Source organism: Rhizobium sp. P44RR-XXIV, from assembly GCF_001999485.2.
Taxonomy (GTDB): Bacteria; Pseudomonadota; Alphaproteobacteria; order Rhizobiales; family Rhizobiaceae; genus Rhizobium.
Genome location: NZ_MPVZ02000028.1, coordinates 104,708 through 121,961, shown reverse-complemented (window position 1 = coordinate 121,961; position 17,254 = coordinate 104,708). Strand labels below are relative to the sequence as shown.

The 17,254-nt window shown below is 59.4% G+C and carries 15 protein-coding genes and 1 pseudogene; 8 read left to right on the top strand and 8 right to left on the bottom strand.

The genetic code is table 11. From position 1 onward, the window contains the following. Position 1: 1 nt before the first annotated feature. Entirely contained in the window at positions 2–1,126 is a 1,125-nt protein-coding gene (locus tag BSK43_RS17675; protein WP_077469333.1) for a hypothetical protein, read from the bottom strand. A 172-nt stretch (positions 1,127–1,298) separates the two neighbouring features. On the opposite strand from BSK43_RS17675, the gene BSK43_RS17670 reads away from it, so the two are divergent. After that, positions 1,299–1,775, top strand: a complete 477-nt coding sequence (locus BSK43_RS17670; protein ID WP_205910635.1) for a MaoC family dehydratase — start codon at positions 1,299–1,301, stop codon at positions 1,773–1,775. Further along, a complete protein-coding gene (locus tag BSK43_RS17665; RefSeq protein ID WP_077469335.1) occupies positions 1,772–2,239 on the top strand; it encodes a MaoC family dehydratase in 468 nt (155 codons plus the stop codon). The genes BSK43_RS17670 and BSK43_RS17665 overlap by 4 nt, the downstream gene beginning before the upstream one ends. 51 nt (positions 2,240–2,290) lie before the next feature. Here BSK43_RS17665 and BSK43_RS17660 read toward each other — a convergent pair whose 3' ends face one another. The 4 genes from BSK43_RS17660 to petA form a co-directional block, all read right to left on the bottom strand. Further along, on the bottom strand, positions 2,291–2,833 hold the full coding sequence (locus BSK43_RS17660) for an adenine phosphoribosyltransferase (RefSeq protein WP_068388331.1): 543 nt from the start codon (positions 2,831–2,833) through the stop codon (positions 2,291–2,293). A 116-nt stretch (positions 2,834–2,949) separates the two neighbouring features. Further along, the gene (locus BSK43_RS17655; protein ID WP_068388334.1) at positions 2,950–3,816 is read right to left on the bottom strand and encodes a cytochrome c1; all 867 of its coding nucleotides are present in this window, start codon (positions 3,814–3,816) and stop codon (positions 2,950–2,952) included. Between the two features lie 22 nt (positions 3,817–3,838). Continuing rightward, positions 3,839–5,113 carry a cytochrome b N-terminal domain-containing protein gene (locus BSK43_RS17650; RefSeq protein ID WP_077469336.1) on the bottom strand — a complete coding sequence of 425 codons (1,275 nt, stop codon included), beginning with the start codon at positions 5,111–5,113 and terminating at the stop codon, positions 3,839–3,841. Between the two features lie 14 nt (positions 5,114–5,127). Continuing rightward, positions 5,128–5,706 carry a ubiquinol-cytochrome c reductase iron-sulfur subunit gene (gene petA / locus BSK43_RS17645; protein WP_068388340.1) on the bottom strand — a complete coding sequence of 193 codons (579 nt, stop codon included), beginning with the start codon at positions 5,704–5,706 and terminating at the stop codon, positions 5,128–5,130. Positions 5,707–6,172: 466 nt separating this feature from the next. On the opposite strand from petA, the gene BSK43_RS17640 reads away from it, so the two are divergent. Continuing rightward, positions 6,173–7,114 (top strand): endonuclease/exonuclease/phosphatase family protein, encoded by a 942-nt coding sequence (locus BSK43_RS17640; RefSeq protein WP_077469337.1) that lies wholly within the window; start codon positions 6,173–6,175, stop codon positions 7,112–7,114. 45 nt (positions 7,115–7,159) lie between these two features. On the opposite strand, the gene BSK43_RS17635 is transcribed toward BSK43_RS17640, so the two are convergent. After that, positions 7,160–9,022, bottom strand: coding sequence for an ABC transporter ATP-binding protein (locus tag BSK43_RS17635; RefSeq protein ID WP_077469338.1), 1,863 nt, complete (start codon positions 9,020–9,022; stop codon positions 7,160–7,162). Positions 9,023–9,293: 271 nt separating this feature from the next. On the opposite strand from BSK43_RS17635, the gene BSK43_RS17630 reads away from it, so the two are divergent. Continuing rightward, the gene (locus tag BSK43_RS17630; RefSeq protein ID WP_077469339.1) at positions 9,294–9,905 is read left to right on the top strand and encodes a LysE family translocator; all 612 of its coding nucleotides are present in this window, start codon (positions 9,294–9,296) and stop codon (positions 9,903–9,905) included. Positions 9,906–10,010: 105 nt separating this feature from the next. Here BSK43_RS17630 and BSK43_RS17625 read toward each other — a convergent pair whose 3' ends face one another. After that, the gene (locus tag BSK43_RS17625) at positions 10,011–11,864 is read right to left on the bottom strand and encodes an ABC transporter ATP-binding protein (RefSeq protein ID WP_077469340.1); all 1,854 of its coding nucleotides are present in this window, start codon (positions 11,862–11,864) and stop codon (positions 10,011–10,013) included. Positions 11,865–12,259: 395 nt separating this feature from the next. On the opposite strand from BSK43_RS17625, the gene BSK43_RS17620 reads away from it, so the two are divergent. The 3 genes and pseudogenes from BSK43_RS17620 (at position 12,260) to BSK43_RS17610 (ending at position 15,832) form a co-directional block, all read left to right on the top strand. Beyond that, on the top strand, positions 12,260–12,757 hold the full coding sequence (locus BSK43_RS17620) for a tRNA (cytidine(34)-2'-O)-methyltransferase (protein ID WP_077469341.1): 498 nt from the start codon (positions 12,260–12,262) through the stop codon (positions 12,755–12,757). Between the two features lie 77 nt (positions 12,758–12,834). Beyond that, complete coding sequence (locus BSK43_RS17615; RefSeq protein ID WP_077469342.1) at positions 12,835–13,986, top strand: hypothetical protein; 1,152 nt, start codon at positions 12,835–12,837, stop codon at positions 13,984–13,986. A gap of 205 nt (positions 13,987–14,191) precedes the next feature. Next, positions 14,192–15,832, top strand: a pseudogene (locus tag BSK43_RS17610) (Na/Pi cotransporter family protein). Between the two features lie 51 nt (positions 15,833–15,883). On the opposite strand, the gene BSK43_RS17605 reads toward BSK43_RS17610, so the two are convergent. After that, entirely contained in the window at positions 15,884–16,144 is a 261-nt protein-coding gene (locus tag BSK43_RS17605) for a hypothetical protein (RefSeq protein WP_068388647.1), read from the bottom strand. A 169-nt stretch (positions 16,145–16,313) separates the two neighbouring features. Between BSK43_RS17605 and hemF the strand changes: the two genes are divergently transcribed. Then, entirely contained in the window at positions 16,314–17,225 is a 912-nt protein-coding gene (gene hemF, locus BSK43_RS17600) for an oxygen-dependent coproporphyrinogen oxidase (RefSeq protein WP_077469344.1), read from the top strand. Positions 17,226–17,254 lie beyond the last annotated feature (29 nt).

Below are 17,254 nucleotides of genomic sequence, written 5' to 3'. Positions count from 1 at the left end.
GTCAACGAAGGATCGGTAATTTTCCCTGTATCGACAACGGCAACCGCCGCACGACAATGCGGCGCAGATCCGCCCAGCCGATACCGATGACAAGCACCACCAGACCGACAATCATCAACACCAGGAAACCGATCTTGTCGAGACCGGCCTCGTTGTGCCTGAGAATGGCGCCGGTCGCGAGGCCGAGCGATACGAGGCCGGCGGTGACGAAGGCGCGGCGATCGATGATAAGGCCGATGAGCATCATCACCAGGACAACCGCCAACACCGTAAACGCCTGCAGATAGCCGCCGAAGAAGACATTCGTGAGATTAGTGAACACGACGCCGCTATTGGCAAGCTGCAAGCGCAGAACCAGCAGGATCGTTGAATAGAGCAAAGCCGGCGCGGTCACGAGATGCAGCCAGAATGCCACGTCGGAACGGCGCGTCCGCCGCTGCGGATCGCTCAGATCGAAGCGCATCGCCAGGGCAAAGCTGCCAAGCGCCGCCGCAAACAATATGACAAGCGTCAGGAGCGGATAGTCGGTCAGCACGTCCGAGGAGCCGAGCACCGAGCCAACGGCGTAGAAGACTGCCGCGAGCAGCAAACCGAACAGTGAGAAGAGCAGCAATGCCAGCGACAGCGGCACGCGGTAACGCCAATAGAACAAGGCCAGCATGATCGGGAATGGCGCGACCAGCACGATCGCACCATGGGTGAAATCGGCGAACAGCGACGGCATTGTGCCGATATAGCCTATCATCGTCTGAATAAGCCAGTTTACAAGTGCAATGGTCAGGACCACAGCCGGCAGTGCCAGCCGTTGGCGCCGCACCAGGATTTCCGCCAGTATACCGATCGCCAGCAGCGATACGGAGTGGTTCGCCACTCCCCACAGGCCGACAAGCAGGACGACGATGCCGATAGTGATGAGCACATCATGGAAGCCTCGGACAAAGCGTGGCGCTTCCGTTTCTTCCAATGGATTGGGCGCATCCGTCGAACGCAGCTCCGAAAGAGCGCCCGTCACCGCCAGCGCCCCGATATTCCTGTCGCTCAGGTAAGGCAGCAGCCGTGCGGCCTGATCGGAGGAAATAATCCCCTCGCCGGCAGCCTCGTCCAATGCGATTTTAAGATCGCTCATTCATATCCCCATGTCATCTCGCCACCACCAAGCCTCAACATATCGCCCGCACACAATCAAGAGCAGCCGGGGACCAATCGCCGTTCGGCAACAGTCCTCGTCTCCCTAAGCCATGAAAATACTTGCGCCATTGCCACCGGCTATGCCATTGCCGACGAAAGCGATGCGGAGGATGGCGGCAGACATGACGAAACTGGCCTATGAAGACTTCCAGCAAGGGCAGGAATTTCCGCTCGGCCCCAAACATGTGACAGCGGCTGAAATTATCGAATTTGCTGGGGAATTCGACCCGCAGCCGATGCATCTGGATGAGGCAGCGGGCCGCGCCAGCATCCTTGGCGGTCTTGCCGCCTCCGGCTGGCATACCTCGGCAATGTTCATGCGCATGATGTGCGATTCCTATCTCCTTAAAGCCGATGCACAGGGTGCGCCCGGCATCGATTTCATGGAGTGGAAGAAGCCGGTTCTGGCGGATGATACGCTATCCGGCCGGTCCATCGTGCTGGAAGCGCGGCCCATGCGCTCACGCCCCGGCATCGGCATCGTCAAGTTCCGCCACGAGATCGAAAATCAGAATGGCGAGCTCGTGTGCCTCGGGGAAAACTCGACGATGATCCGCATGCGTGCAGGCACGGAGGTATCGGCATGAAGATGAGCGAGCTCTATAAAATCGGCGAGCGCGTCGAGATCGGCAGCCATACGTTCACCCCCGAAAGCATCGTCCGGTTTGCATCGCGCTTCGATCCGCAGATCTTCCATATGGATGCCGAAGCAGCCAAGGAAACCCTGTTCGGTGGCCTTTGCGCTTCCGGTTGGCATAGCTGTTCAATGTGGATGCGCAGCTTCGTCGATTACTGGAAATCCGAGATGGCCCGGCTGATCGCGGAGGGTAAGACGCCACCCACTCTCGGACCCTCGCCGGGTTTCAAGACGCTGCAATGGCTGCGCCCGGTCTTTGCAGGCGACACCATCACCTATGGCATCACGATCCTCGGCAGCCGCCCGTTGGCCTCACGGCCCGGCTGGGCGCTCTATACGCTTGCGTGTGACGGAGTGAACCAGCACGGCGCACCAGCCCTGCGCTTCGAAAGCACCGTGTTGGCCTTTGAATAGAACCTTGCGGGGCGCGATCACGCTGCCCCACAAGCCATTCGAACATCCCGGTCAGTGACCGGAGAATTCCACCAGCGTGTGAACCGGCACGTCCAGTTCCTCAAGCTTCTTGCGCCCGCCGAGGTCAGGCAGATCGATGACGAAGCAGGCGGCAACGACTTCGGCGCCGATCTGGCGCAGTAGCTTCGTTGCGCCGACGGCCGTTCCGCCCGTGGCGATCAGATCGTCGACCAGAATAACCCTTTCGCCGGGATTGACCGCATCGCGATGCATCTCCATTTCGTCGACGCCGTATTCGAGGCTGTAGGCGATCCGGACGATATCGTGCGGCAGCTTGCCCTTCTTGCGGATCGGTACGAAGCCGGCCGACAACTGATGCGCAACCGCTCCCCCGAGAATGAAGCCGCGCGCTTCCATGCCGGCGACCTTGTCGACCTTCGAGCCGGCATAGGGCTGCACCAGCGCATCGACAGCGCGGCGGAACGCCCTGGCATCGCCGAGCATGGTCGTGATGTCGCGAAAGATAATGCCGGGCTTGGGATAGTCCGGAATGGAGCGAATGCTGGCAGCGAGCTCCGAAGCAATAGTGTTCATGAAATATGTACTCTCAGGCTGTGATAGGGCCGGCGGCACCCTATCAAGAGCCGGGCGCTATACCAACAAAAAAGGCGGCCTCGACCGGCCGCCTCTTCGTTCAATCATCGCAATACTTAGTGAGCGCCAGCCTTGGCATAGACGGAACGCTTGGTGAGATAGATCAGGATCGAGAAGATCAGCAGGAATATGATCACCATGAAGCCGAGATGCTTGCGATCCTCAAGATGCGGCTCGGAAGTCCACATCAGGAAAGCAGACACGTCGCGCGCATACTGGTCCACCGTCTGCGGCGAGCCATCGTCATAGGTCACCTGCCCGTCGGAAAGCGGCTTCGGCATCGCAAACGTCGCGGCCGCATCGAAATACGGATTGTAGTGCGAGTTCTGCGGCACCTTGAAACCGGCCGGTGCATCTTCGTAGCCGGTCAGCAGCGAGTAGATATAGTCCGGGCCGCCTTCCTGGTATTGGGTGAAGATGTCGAAGATGAACTGCGGGAAGCCGCGTTCGATTTCACGCGCCTTGGCCAGCAGCGACATGTCAGGCGGCACCGCCCCGTTGTTGGAAGCAGCAGCGGCCTCGTCGTTCGGGAACGGCGAATTGAAATGATCCGATGGAAGCGCCTTGCGGGTGAACATCTCACCCTGAGGGTTCGGCCCGTCCTGCACTTCGTAGTTGGCAGCGAAGGCCTTCACCTGCGCCTCGGAATAGCCGAGGTCGCCCAGTGTGCGGTAAGCCACCAGCTTCATCGAATGGCAGGCGGAACAGACTTCGGTATAGACCTTGAGGCCACGCTGAAGCTGGGCTTTGTCATAATAGCCGAACGGGCCGGAGAAGCTCCAGTGCTGTTCGCGCGGCTCCTTCAGCGGATAATGCGGCGTTTCGCTCTCCGCCGCAGGCTTCGTTTCTGCGGCCACTGCAACGGCGGTAGCAGCACCGCCGATGAGTGTGAGCGACAGAAGGCCGACAATAAGTTTTTTCATCGTTTTCTTCCTCTATCGCCGGTTATGCTTGCGCCGGAGCGGCAACTTTGCCGTTCTGCTTTTCAAGAACCGCTTCCGTAATCGAGTTTGGAACCCGCCTCGGTGTCTCGACGAGGCCGAGAACCGGCATGGCGACGAGGAAGAACAGGAAGTAGAACAGCGTCGCGAACTGCGCTGCCGTGGTGTAGATGCCTTCCGCCGGCTGCGAGCCGAGCCAGCCGAGCAAGATGGCGTCGGCGATGAACAGCCAGAAGAACAGCTTGTACCAGGGACGATAGACGGCCGAACGGATCTTCGACGTATCGAGCCATGGCAGGAAGAACAGCACGATGATCGCACCGAACATCGTCAGAACGCCGCCGAGCTTGGAGTCGATCGGTCCGATGTTGAAGGTGATCGAGCGCAGCATCGCGTAGAACGGCAGGAAGTACCATTCCGGAACGATGTGGGCCGGCGTCTTCAGCGGATTGGCCGGGATGTAGTTGTCGGCGTGGCCGAGGAAGTTCGGCAGGTAGAAGACGAAATAGGCGAACACCAGCAGGAACACGGAAACGCCAAGCGCATCCTTCAGCGTCGCATAGGGCGTGAAGGCCACGGTATCGGTCTTCAGCTTGACTTCGACGCCGGTCGGGTTCGTCTGGCCGGTCACATGCAGCGCCCAGATGTGCAGGATAACAACGCCTGCGATCATGAACGGCAGCAGATAGTGCAGCGAGAAGAAGCGGTTGAGCGTCGGATCGTCGACGGCAAAGCCGCCGAGCAGGAACGTCTGGATCCAGTCACCCACCCATGGGAAGGCCGAGAAGAAGCCGGTGATGACGGTCGCGCCCCAGAAGGACATCTGACCCCAGGGCAGAACGTAGCCCATGAAGGCCGTCGCCATCATCAGCAGATAGATGATAACGCCGAGGATCCAGAGGATTTCGCGCGGCGCCTTATACGAGCCGTAGTAGAGGCCGCGGGCGATGTGCAGATAGACGGCGACGAAGAAGAACGACGCTCCGTTGGCATGCATGTAGCGCAGCAGCCAGCCGTGATTGACGTCACGCACGATCTTTTCGACCGAGTTGAAGGCGACCGTCGTATCCGCCGCATAATGCATGGCAAGCACGACGCCGGTCAGGATCTGCAGAACCAGCATGACGGCCAGCATGGCGCCGAACGTATAGGCATAGTTCAGGTTGCGCGGGACAGGATAGGCGATGAAACTATCGTAGACCATACGCGGCAGTGGAAGCCGCGCGTCTACCCATTTTTCGAGCCCTGTGGATGGCTCGTAAGACGAATGACCACTCATGATTCAGCTCCCCCTCAACCGACCTTGATCTTCTTTTCAGACGTGAACGCATATTGCGGTATGAAGAGGTTTTGCGGCGCAGGCCCATGGCGGATGCGACCGGCGGTATCATAGACGGAACCATGACAGGGACAGAACCACCCGCCGTATTCCCCTGCCTGACCGAGCGGGATGCAACCGAGATGGGTGCACACACCGATCATCACGAGCCAGTTTTCCTTGCCGTCGCCAGCTGAGCGGGCGACATCGGTCGCCTGCGCATCGGCAGGAAGGTTGGCATTGCGGGCGATGGGATCTTTCAGTTCGGAAATCTGGGTGCCCTTGGCATCGTCGATTTCCTTTTGCGTCCGGTTGCGGATGAAGACGGGCTTGCCGCGCCATTTCACCGTCAGGGACATGCCAGGCTCCAGGCTCGACACGTCGACTTCAATGGAAGCAAGAGCGAGTGTCGATGCGTCCGGCCGCATCTGATCGATAAACGGCCAAGCGACGGCAACCGCGCCGACCGCACCGGCCATCCCGGTCGTCAAATAAAGGAAATCGCGACGAGTTGGCTCGCCGGTGGATTCACTTGTCGTACTATGCTCGCTCAACGCTGCACATCCTCTTCCCGCAAACCACGGCAAAACCGCGGTACCCCTCACCAACAGCGAATCGTGGCGACCATAATTCCGCCATAGATTCCTCCGTAACCCGCTGCGTTCTAAGCTTCATCGCAAATTATGTCCAGTCTTGGCAAGGGGAGAGGGCACAATGTCGCGGCAAAACTGCGCTATTGCGTCGCAAGGGCCGAGCCTCAGATCTTCCTTGCCCGCGCCAAGACGTTAAGATCATGAAAAAGCAAGCAATTCGCATGACAGTTTTTTATGTTGCAGAGCGAAATAAACAATGATTTTCATGCCGCATCGCAGCACATATAAATAGAATTCACCAGCAGGCTTGGACAACCCTCGCCTTTCCGCCTCCGAAAGCCGCATGCACTTCATGCACGATTTATCAGCCGACGCGATAATCGCGCAGCGCCGCCATAGCACTGCAAATTGAGACTCGAGACGCTTGATGAAACATACGGCCCACTGCGTATTCTCGGTCCTTTCCACTCTTGCGGTCGGCATTCTGGCGGCTCGTTATGCCGTCCATTTGTGGATACTGGCCTTCTTTGAAAGCCTGCAGACCCATTTCAGCCTGGTGGCGATCGCCCTTGCCCTGATCGCGCTCATCTTCAAGCGGCACTGGTACGCGGCGCTCATCCTCGCAGCGGGCATAGCGCTCTGCGTCCATTCCGTCGTGATGCTGCGGGAATTCGCCGCCCCGGCGATCGCGGAGACGCCCTCGGCGCAAGCCAAACGCTACAAGCTTCTCTCGTTCAACATTGAGAACGATAATTTCGAGAATGGCGCACGCATTGCCGACTTCATCCTCGCCTCGCAGGCTGATGTCGTTGAAGTTTTCGAGGCGGAGCCGATCCTGTCACAGATGGACCGCATCACGCAGCTTTATCCTTATCGCATCGGCTGCGGCGCGATGACGCCGGACTGCGATTCCCTGCTGCTATCGAAGAGACCGTTCCGCACACAGGAAATCCGCAGCATCGGCGGCCTCTGGAACAATCGCTTCATCCTGTCGAATATTGACATGGATGGGCAGCCGGTCAATTTCGTCACCACCCATTTGAGCAAGCCCTATTTCGACGACTTCCATGAAAACGAACTTGATCTCCTCGCTCGGCGCGTCAATGGCATGAGCGACCCGCTGATTCTGGCCGGGGATTTCAATGCTTCCGTTATTGCGCCCGACATGCGTGAGTTTTTGGCCGCGACCGGCCTGCGCCATGTGTTTCCCGAACCGGCGACCTGGCCGATCGAAGCCGGCGCCCTTGGTATCGCCATCGATCATGTCTTTGCCCGCGCACCGCTGCGGCTGATATCCGTCAAGCAGATTCCGGATGCCATAGGCTCTAACCATTTCGGCCTGATGACGGAGTTCGACATTCCGCGATAAGACGTTGATATCGAAGGACCTTCATCGTCAGTATATCGATTCTGGTTAGTCGGCCTCCGCCGCGATGAAGCCGCCGGACTGACGCGCCCACAACTCGGAATAGAGGCCGCCACGGGTAATCAGCTCGTCATGGGTCCCCATCTCGATGATCTCGCCCCTGTCGATGACAACAAGCCGGTCGAGCTTGGCAATGGTCGAGAGCCGATGCGCGATCGCCAGAACGGTCTTGCCCTTCATTAGCGTATCGAGATTGGCCTGCAGGACCGCCTCGGCCTCCGAGTCCAATGCCGATGTCGCCTCGTCGAGTACAAGAATCGGCGCGTCTTTCAGCATGACTCGGGCGATGGCGATGCGCTGACGTTGGCCGCCCGAAAGCTTGACGCCGCGCTCGCCGACATGGGCGGCATAGGCAGCCCGCCCCTTCTGATCCTCCAGGGTGGTGATGAACTTGTCCGCCTCGGCCTGCCGCGCCGCTTCCACCATCTGCTCGTCGCTGGCATCCGGCCGACCGAAGAGGATGTTGTCGCGAATGGATCGATTGAGAAGTGCCGTATCCTGCGTCACCATGCCGATAGCACCGCGCAGCGACTCCTGCCGCACATCGGCAATATTCTGGCGGTCGATCAGGATGCGGCCGCCTTCAAGGTCGTAGAAGCGTAGCAACAGATTGACGAGCGTCGTCTTGCCCGCCCCTGAACGGCCGACGATACCGACCTTCTCTCCCGCACGCACGGTGAGAGAGAAATTATCGATGATGCCGCCGCCGCGCCCATAATGAAAAGTCACATTCTCGAAGCGGATTTCCGGGCCTGTTGTTGCCAGATCCTTGGCATCGGCCCGATCGACCAGCCCAATGGGCTCGGAAATCATCTCGGCCGAATTCTGGATCGTGCCGAGATTGCGCATGATGGCGTTGAACTGCGACATCATGCGGCCGAAGAGCATGTTGAGCCGCAGCACCATGCTGAGCGTGAAGGCAACGCCACCGGTCGAGATCTCGCCCGACAGCCAGAGGTGCACGGCGAGCGCCCCGATGGTGGTGATCATCACGCCTGACAGCAGCGCCAGCGACGAACGCACGCCGGTCAGCAGCCGCGTAAAGGGCATAACGGCGGCCTGGAAGCGGTCGAAGCCTCTGCGGATATAATCGTCGTTCTGCTCTTCCCGTCCGAAGAGCTTCAGCGTCTGGATATTGGCATAGGCGTCGACCATGCGGCCGTTCAGCATCGAGGATGCCTCGGCGGCATTGCGCGCATGCTGCCGGATGCGCGGCACGAAATGGCGGGCCAATAGCGAAAAGACGCCGATCCAGATCGTGATCACCAGTGCCAGCCGCCAGTCGAGGCCGCCGACCAAGGCAATCGTCGAAGCGGCATAGATGATAATGAACCAGACCACTTGCAGCAACGACACGACAAGATCACCCGTCGCCTGCCCTGCCGACCAGACCTTGGTGACGACACGGCCGGAAAAATCGTTCTGGAAGAATTCGACCGATTGCCGGGCCACATGCCGATACGCCTGCCAGCGCACAAGATTGAGGAAGCCGGGAACGACCACCTGTTCCTCGACGAGCGCACCGAGGCTGACGATCACAAAGCGCACCACGAGCACGACGAAGACCATGCCGAGAAGCGCCGCGCCGTGGCCGGCGAGCAGCCCACTCCAGCCTTCGCCCGGCTTCACCTTGTCGAGAATGTCGACCAGATGGCCGACGAACCAGAAGAGCGCCGCCTCCAGCATCGCCACCGCCCCGCCAAGCGCCGCCATAGCCAGGAACGGCCCCTTGGCCTGTCCAACATAATACCAGATGAAGGCTCCAAGCGACCGCGGCGGCCTGAGATCGCCGCTGCGGTAGTAGGGATCAATCCAGGTCTCGAACAGGCGATACACGGAACGGATAAGCATAACAGCGATATAGGGAATTTCCGGAGGTTCGGAAAGTAAAGGCAGCCCGTGGCGAAGGTTACATTTTCGTTAGAATGCCGCGTCCGTGCGTTATGATTGAACGGCGAGCAGCGCGCAATTTCGTTCAAGACCGGAGTGCACGGCACCTCGATATTGCTTCAAGCCATCATCGAGAGAGATTCATGCCCCCAATTCCCTCACACATCGACCTGATACATCCACGGCATCCGTCATCAGTGCGCGCCTTTCCCTTAACAAACCGGGCAATCGCATGAGCTGGGAGTTTCTGATAACCACCCTCATCATCGTTGCCTCTCCAGGCACCGGAGCAATCTATACGCTCGCAGCCGGATTATCGGGCGGTGCGAGGGCAAGTGTGGTCGCCGCCTTCGGCTGCACGCTCGGCATCATCCCGCATCTGCTGGCCGCAATAAGCGGCCTTGCCGCGCTGCTGCACACCAGCGCCATGGCGTTCCAAAGCCTCAAATGGCTCGGGGTCGCCTATCTGCTTTACATGGCCTGGTCGATGTTTCGGGAGCGGGGCATTCTGCGCATTGACGGCGTACCGACCGACAAGAGCACACGGCAGGTGGTTGCCTCGGCAATCCTGATCAATCTGCTTAATCCAAAATTGTCGATCTTTTTCTTCGCCTTCCTGCCGCAATTCGTGACGCCGGGTCAGCCAAACGCGATCGCGCTGATGTTGAAGCTAAGCATGATCTTCATGGCACTCACCTTCATCATTTTCGCAGGATATGGTGTGTTCGCAGCCTATCTGCGCCGCCATATCGTCTCAAATCCGACTGTTCAGTCATGGATGCGCCGAAGCTTCGCGACCGCCTTCGGAGCGCTCGCGATACAGCTTGCTCTTGCAAGCCGTTAGCGCGCATCGTCTCCCGGATTTCTCTGTTGCGTTTTGGATCTTGGGAAAATGGTCTTTAGAGAAAAACAGCAACCGGGCGCCACAGCGCCCCGGTTGCCTGATCAATTACTCTGCTGCCGCCTCAGCCTCTTCATGGTCGGCGAGGAAACCGCCGGACTGGCGGCTCCAGAGCTCGGCGTAGATGCCGCGGTTCTCGACCAGCTCCTGATGCGTGCCAGTTTCGATGATCCGGCCCTTGTCGAGAATGATAAGGCGGTCCATCTCGGTCAGCGTCGACAGGCGATGCGCGATGGCGATCACCGTCTTGCCGTGCATCAGCGCGAAGAGGTTTTCCTGGATAGCCGCTTCCACTTCGGAATCGAGCGCCGAGGTAGCCTCGTCGAGCACCAGGATCGGCGCGTCCTTCAGGAAGACGCGGGCGATCGCGATGCGCTGCCGCTGCCCGCCGGAGAGCTTGACGCCACGCTCGCCGACCTGGGCATCGAGCCCGGCACGGCCCTGCAAGTCGACCAGACCTTCGATAAATTCCCAGGCATTGGCGCGCTTGGCCGCCTGGATCACCTCTTCGTCGGTCGCGTCCGGACGGCCATAGGCGATGTTGTCGCGGATCGAGCGGTGCAGCAGCGAGGTATCCTGCGTCACCACGCCGATCAGCGAACGCAGGCTGTCCTGCGTCGTCTCGGCAATATCGTGACCGTCGATGGTGATGCGTCCACTCTCCAGATTGTAGAACCGCAGCAGCAGGTTCATCAGCGTCGTCTTGCCGGCGCCTGAGCGACCGACGAGACCCACTTTTTCACCGGCACGGATATCCAGGCTCAGATCCTCGATGACACCCTTCGCCTTGCCGTAGTGGAAGCGAATGTGGTCGAAGCGGATGGCGCCCTGCTTGGCCGTGATCGGTGCGGCCGCCGGCTGGTCGACGATGTCATGCGGCTTGGTCATCATTTCCATACCGTCATAGACGGTGCCGATGTTTTCGAAGAGCGCCGAGACTTCCCACATCACCCATTGCGACATGCCGTTGATGCGCATGGCAAGGCCGATGGCGATGGCGATCGAACCGACTGCGATCGAGCCGTTGAGCCAGAACCAGATCGACAGTGCCGAAACGATGAACAGCGCCGCGCAATTGTTGGTGTAAACAGCAGCGTTGAACAGCGTGATCTTGCGCATCTGCTTGTGCACGGTGTCGAGGAATTCCTCCATGCCGGCCCGGGCGTAGCTCTCCTCGCGGCCCGCATGCGAAAACAGCTTCACCGTCGCAATGTTGGTGTAGCTGTCGACGACACGTCCCGTCATCGTCGAACGCGCATCGGCCTGCTGCGCGGCGATCTTGCGCAGTTTCGGCACGAAGTAGGAGACGATGCCGATGTAGATGCCGAGCCAGATCACGATCGGAATCACCAGTCGCCAGTCCGCCATTGCAATGACGAAGATCATCGACAGGAAGTACGTGACCACATAGACGAAAACGTCGAGGAGCTTCATGACGGTTTCGCGCACGGCAAGCGAGGTCTGCATCACCTTGGTGGCGACACGGCCCGCGAACTCATTGGCAAAAAAGGTCATGCTGTGACGCAGCAGGAAGCGATGCATCTGCCAGCGTGCGATCATCGGATAGTTGCCGATCAGTACCTGGTGCATGATGAAGCTGTCGAGCGCCGCCGCAAGCGGCAGGCCGACAAGCACCATCGCTCCCATCCAGAACAGCTTGGTCCATTCCGTTTGCAGGAAGGTCGCCCTATCGGCCTTCGTCAGCCAATCGACGATATCGCCGAGGAACTGGAACAGCGCCACCTCGCCGATCGCGATCGACATGGTGAGGACGCTCATGGCAATCAGCCAGGGCGCGGCCGGCTTGGTGTAGTGCCAGCAGAAGGCAACAAGACCGCGCGGCGGAGCGTCCGGTATCTCGCTCGGAAATGGATTTAGTCGGCGTTCAAACCAGCCAAACATTGCAATGCTCCAGAGACTCGACCTTTTGACCACCTGCTGCGCCTAAAGGTCGCAGACTGATATGGTGGCCGGGCGATGAAAGAACGAGGCCATGCTGGCCGCGAAATGGATCAAAAGGGGGTTTTTTACTGCGAAAGTGCGCCCGGGAGCGCCTTGATCAGAGCCGTGGGTCTACGGCACGGAGGCGCATCATCACAAACGAGATATCCATCTGAGCCTCCTCTTTCGCAAGTTGTAGAGCGCCCGTCTTCTAGCGCTTATTCTCGGCTTTGAAAAGCGAAATATGCCTTAAAAATGGGCTGAAATCTTCAATTCTGCTGATGGAAGGCATCACAAAAGTCGAAACCTCATCGAAAATCGAAGACAAATCCTGGCGATTTCGCTAGTTGCAACCAATGACCATGCTTCGTATCGCCCTCTATCAGCCCGACATTCCCGGCAACACCGGCACGATCCTGCGCCTGGCCGCCTGCCTCGGCCTCGGTGTCGATATCATCGAGCCGGCAGGCTTCGACATATCGGACCGCAACCTGAAGCGCGCCGGCATGGATTACCTTGCAGCCGTCAGCCTTACCAGACACGTCAACTGGGAGCGCTTCGAGGCATGGCGCCTGGAAAGCGGGCGGCGGCTGGTGCTGGCCTCCACCAAGGCGGCGGATCGCTATACCGATTTCGCCTTCCGCGGCGACGATATTCTTCTCTTCGGCCGTGAGAGCGCCGGTGTGCCGGAGCATGTCCACGACAAGGCCGACGGCCGCATTCTGATCCCGATGGTCGAGGGCCAACGCTCCATCAACGTCGCCATGTCGACCGCCATGATCTCAGGCGAAGCCCTGCGGCAGACGCAATGGTCGCCGATGTCGGTACCGAGCCCGAATGTCGCACCCCGATAGGCGTTGGCACGCCTAATAAAGTGTGAGAAGCTTCTCCCTGGAATGCTCTAACTCAGGCAGCCTTGGCGAGGTGACCCATGTTCCAGACGGCATTCACACTCTCTCTCACGCAGTTCGCGCGCAGCTTGAGCCTCCCCGAGCGGCTACAGCACTCGCCCGGCCGCAATCTCGCGCTCGAAGGTCTCCGCCAGCGGAATCTCGCGCTCGACGCAATGTTCTACGACATCAAGGTGATCACGCCGGAAGAAGCCTTCTACATCAGCGACTCTCTGGCCGCCGAAGGCGCCATCATGATCGTCCCGCCAAGCGGCGGGGCTGCGATAAGCCTTTGCGAGACCGTAGATGAATTCGTGTTGCGCGGTGGCGCCAGGATGCAGGCCCTTGCCGTCGCTGGCATCGGTGGTTCAGCATTGGGCGCCGCGGCCTTTGCCCGCAATGTCGCCGACGCAATCCAGGCGCCTGTCGCCGTTGTCGTCTCCGGCTACGGCATCGCGGATATCATCACCGAGACGTTTGGCGGCCTGTTCTTTTTCTCCCATCTGAAGGGACTACGTCCGTTCCTGGAAACATTGGACGATCTTGCCGGCCGCCCCAAGGTCGGGGCACAAGGCGGAGAATCAGCTGCCCGCACCAGCCTCGATACCCGAACGGTGCAGGCTCTGCTTGGCGATCCCCGCCTCTCCTTCCACCTGCTGGCCGGCCATTCCAAGGGCAATCTCGTGCTCTCCGCCGCGCTGCACGAGCTGTGCAAACAGGATGAGCCACGGATTGAGGAACTGGCCCGAAACATGAAGATCATCACGATAGGCGCGCGCATCGCCATGCCGCCAGCCTTCACCGATGTCGTCGATGTCATGGGTGAATGGGACTGGTTCGGCGAGATGAACTCACGAGCCTTTATCCACGCAGATAGACGCGTTCCGCATGCATGGCATCACACAAACACGGATTTGAACGGGCATTTACCCGTGACATCGGCGCTCAGGGACATCCTGGCAGCCGCTCCGAGAGCGGCGCATATCCCGGCAGAGGAACGCGACCTCGAATCCCCGGAGAAGACATCATCGACCGCGATGGAAATGGGGGGGCCTCTGCCTGCGGCAAACCCGGAACCGAGATCCGCAACGATTGAAGAGGTCAAGAAGGCCTTCGCCACCGGCACGTTGCCCAACCCACCGCAGATTGAACCCGGCTCACCGGATGAATTGCAGCCGCCCAAGCCACATTGAATTGGGCCATGCGCAATTACTGACCAAATATGTCGCAAGCGACGGTGGACTAAGGTTTCGGCAAGCGTATAATGCTTAGCCGGCGATCAAAATTGCCATTTCTCATCCAACACGATTACATGCTGAAACTCATGCCTTTTCAGTAGGTTATTATCGCTTTCGGATTCATTGACGACATGCCGGCATGAGAAAGAATTAGAAAAAAATGGAATCAACCATTGTCATGATCAACCTGTTCGGCGCCGTCGGCCTTCTGCTGTTCGGCCTTGCACAGGTAAAGGATGGCGTGTCCCGCGCCTTCGGCGCCCGTCTCAGAACCGGCCTTGCCAAGGGCACCCGCAGCGGCGCGCGATCCTTCGCTTCCGGCTTCGTGGCGACCATTGCTTTACAGAGCTCAACGGCAACGGCTCTGATGATCGCCTCCTTCGTCGAACGCGATCTCGTGCTGCCGAGCATGGCGCAGATCGTGCTGCTCGGCGCCAATGTCGGCACGGCAGTCACGGCATGGATCGTCGCAACCGGTATCGAATGGCTATCCCCGCTCATCATTCTCGTCGGCATCGTGTTCTACCGCCGATCGTCGACCACCCAGCAGGGTGCCGGCGCGGCGCTGATCGGCATCGGGCTCATGCTGCTGTCGCTGCAGCTGCTGAGCATGGCGACCGCGCCGATGCGGCAATCGGCGGCGCTCGGCGCCTTCATCGGCCTGCTTGACGGCGCATTGCCCGTCGCGCTGATCTTTTCGGCGGTGCTGGCCTTCGTGTCCTCCTCAAGCCTTGCCGTGTCGTCCTGATCCTGTCGCTGGCATCCACGGGCATCCTCTCTCCGGCCTTGACCGTCGTGCTCGTGCTCGGCGCCAACCTCGGCGGTGCGGTTCCGCCCGTCATGGCGCACTCTCAGGCCCGGCGACTGCGCGGCGCGTCACGCTAGGCAATCTGATCGTCCGCGCCATCGGCTGCCTCATCGTTCTGCCGCTCGCGGGCTATATCGGTGACTGGATGCAGAGCCTGCATTTCTCGCCGGCCAAGCTGCCCGTGGATGTCCACCTGCTCTTCAACATCGCCCTTGCCATCTGCGCATGGCCCTTCTCAAGCCTGCTCTCCAGAACCATGCTGCGGGTTGTGCATGACGATCCGAAAGCCGATGATGGCCCCAAATTTCTTGATCAGCAGGCGCTGAATACGCCTATCGTGCACTTGCAAGCGCCACACGCGAGGTATTGGCCGTCGGTGATCTCATCGAACGCATGCTCATCCGCACCGAAAACGCCTTCAACGACAATGACCTGTCGCCCTTGAAGGAAATTCCTATTCTGGAAAAGCGCGTCGACCGGATCCAGCAGGAGGTGAAGATCTATTTGTCGAAGCTCGGGCGCGATGGGCTTGATCCCGAGAACGGGCGCCGCTCCATCGTCATCATCGATTATGCCATCAACCTCGAACACATCGGCGATATCGTGGAAAAGGGTCTGGCCGAACAGGTGGCGAAGAAGATCGGCAAGGGCCTCACCTTCTCAGACGACGGCTATCGTGAACTGCGAAGCCTCTTCAGCTTGACGATCGACAATCTGCGCATCGCACAGACCATCCTCGTGACGCGCGATTCCAATCTCGCCAAGCAATTGATGGAAGTGAAGGTGGACGTGCGTCGGCTCGAAAAGCAATCGTCCGAGCGTCATCTTGAGAGATTGCGTGATGGCCGCATCGACAGCCTGCAGACCAGCTCGTTGCATCTCGACATGCTGCGCGACCTGAAGCGCATCAACGCGCACATCGTCTCGGTGGCCCATCCGATTTTGGACGAGAGCGGATTGCTGATCGAAAGCCGGTTGCGGAGCACGCAGTAACAACGACGGCAGGCTGGTCGCCTGCCGCTGCAAGCTTCTGTTCCGTCCGGTTCAATCCGCCGACGGCAAACGCCTCATGGTGAACTCGATACGATCGCCGTCGATCTGACGCCAGCTTTCGACCTCGGTCCAATAGGCTGCCTTCGGGAATTCATCGAACCACTCGCGCGCCTTGGCGCGCGCATCGGGCCGACTGAGACAAAAAGTCTCGCGAACGAACTCGCTCTTTCCGCCGGCGGGATGTTCCTGCCGATAGCGGAATATTCTGCTTCTCAGCCCATCAAGGGGCGGCGGTCCGGGTATCTTCATGATAAAACCTCGCCAATGTGAGGGAACATAATACCGCATCGAGAAATTTGCGAGTCGATTCTCCTCGCATGCCGCCGCACTGGTTGCGCCGCAGTGTTGCTGCTATTCAAAATCACGATACATACGGTGCGAATCGCGGGCCGCCGGCTGCTCGCACTGTCGGAGAGCATGCATGGAACGACCCAACCTTCCCAAAGGACTACCCGAGGATATTGAAGCAAAGAAAGAGGCGGCGCGAAGCTGGTTCGAGAGCCTGCGCGACGCGATCTGCGCCGAGTTCGAGCAGTTGGAAAACGAGCTTGCCGGCCCCCTTTCCGACCAGGAGCCGGGACGCTTCGTCGCCAAGGACTGGCAGCGGGAAAAAGGCCAGGGCGGTGGCGGGCGCATGTCGATGATGGAAGGCCGCGTCTTCGAGAAAGTCGGCGTCCATACCTCGACCGTCTACGGCGAATTTTCTCCCGATTTTCGTAGCCAGATACCAGGCGCCGAGGAAGATCCCCGCTTCTGGGCGTCTGGCTTGTCTCTGATCGCACACCCCGTCAATCCAAACGTGCCCGCCGTGCACATGAATACGCGTATGGTCGTCACCACGAGCCATTGGTTCGGCGGCGGCGCCGACCTGACCCCCGTTCTCGATCGTCGCCGCACCCAGGAAGACCCGGACAGCACCCTTTTCCATCGCGCCATGCAGATCGTCTGCGACCGGCACGCTGTCGCCGATTATCAGCGCTACAAAAGTTGGTGCGACGAATATTTCTTCCTGAAGCACAGGAACGAAGCACGTGGCATCGGCGGCATCTTCTTCGACTGGCTGCATTCGGAAGAGGAAGCCGGCGGCTGGAATGCCGATTTCGCCTTCACACGCGACGTCGGCCGGGCCTTTTCGATGGTCTATCCGCGCATCGTCCGCTCGAATTTCAACGAGACTTGGACCGAAGAGGATCGCGACGAGCAATTAATCCGCCGCGGACGCTATGTGGAGTTCAATTTGCTCTACGATCGCGGTACAATATTCGGACTGAAGACAGGCGGCAACGTCGAGTCGATACTGTCGTCTATGCCCCCAGTGGTGCGTTGGCCCTGAAAGCAGTAGCGCAAGGGCGTGAAGCTGTT

What these genes read in the sequence shown, in the direction of transcription:
- BSK43_RS17675 (WP_077469333.1), bottom strand. Translation starts at nt 1,126, where the DNA reads ATGAGCGATCTTAAAATCGCATTGGACGAGGCTGCCGGCGAGGGGATT.
- BSK43_RS17670 (WP_205910635.1), top strand. Translation starts at nt 1,299, where the DNA reads ATGGCGGCAGACATGACGAAACTGGCCTATGAAGACTTCCAGCAAGGG.
- BSK43_RS17665 (WP_077469335.1), top strand. Translation starts at nt 1,772, where the DNA reads ATGAAGATGAGCGAGCTCTATAAAATCGGCGAGCGCGTCGAGATCGGC.
- BSK43_RS17660 (WP_068388331.1), bottom strand. Translation starts at nt 2,833, where the DNA reads ATGAACACTATTGCTTCGGAGCTCGCTGCCAGCATTCGCTCCATTCCG.
- BSK43_RS17655 (WP_068388334.1), bottom strand. Translation starts at nt 3,816, where the DNA reads ATGAAAAAACTTATTGTCGGCCTTCTGTCGCTCACACTCATCGGCGGT.
- BSK43_RS17650 (WP_077469336.1), bottom strand. Translation starts at nt 5,113, where the DNA reads ATGAGTGGTCATTCGTCTTACGAGCCATCCACAGGGCTCGAAAAATGG.
- BSK43_RS17640 (WP_077469337.1), top strand. Translation starts at nt 6,173, where the DNA reads ATGAAACATACGGCCCACTGCGTATTCTCGGTCCTTTCCACTCTTGCG.
- BSK43_RS17635 (WP_077469338.1), bottom strand. Translation starts at nt 9,022, where the DNA reads ATGCTTATCCGTTCCGTGTATCGCCTGTTCGAGACCTGGATTGATCCC.
- BSK43_RS17630 (WP_077469339.1), top strand. Translation starts at nt 9,294, where the DNA reads ATGAGCTGGGAGTTTCTGATAACCACCCTCATCATCGTTGCCTCTCCA.
- BSK43_RS17625 (WP_077469340.1), bottom strand. Translation starts at nt 11,864, where the DNA reads ATGTTTGGCTGGTTTGAACGCCGACTAAATCCATTTCCGAGCGAGATA.
- BSK43_RS17620 (WP_077469341.1), top strand. Translation starts at nt 12,260, where the DNA reads ATGACCATGCTTCGTATCGCCCTCTATCAGCCCGACATTCCCGGCAAC.
- BSK43_RS17615 (WP_077469342.1), top strand. Translation starts at nt 12,835, where the DNA reads ATGTTCCAGACGGCATTCACACTCTCTCTCACGCAGTTCGCGCGCAGC.
- hemF (WP_077469344.1), top strand. Translation starts at nt 16,314, where the DNA reads ATGGAACGACCCAACCTTCCCAAAGGACTACCCGAGGATATTGAAGCA.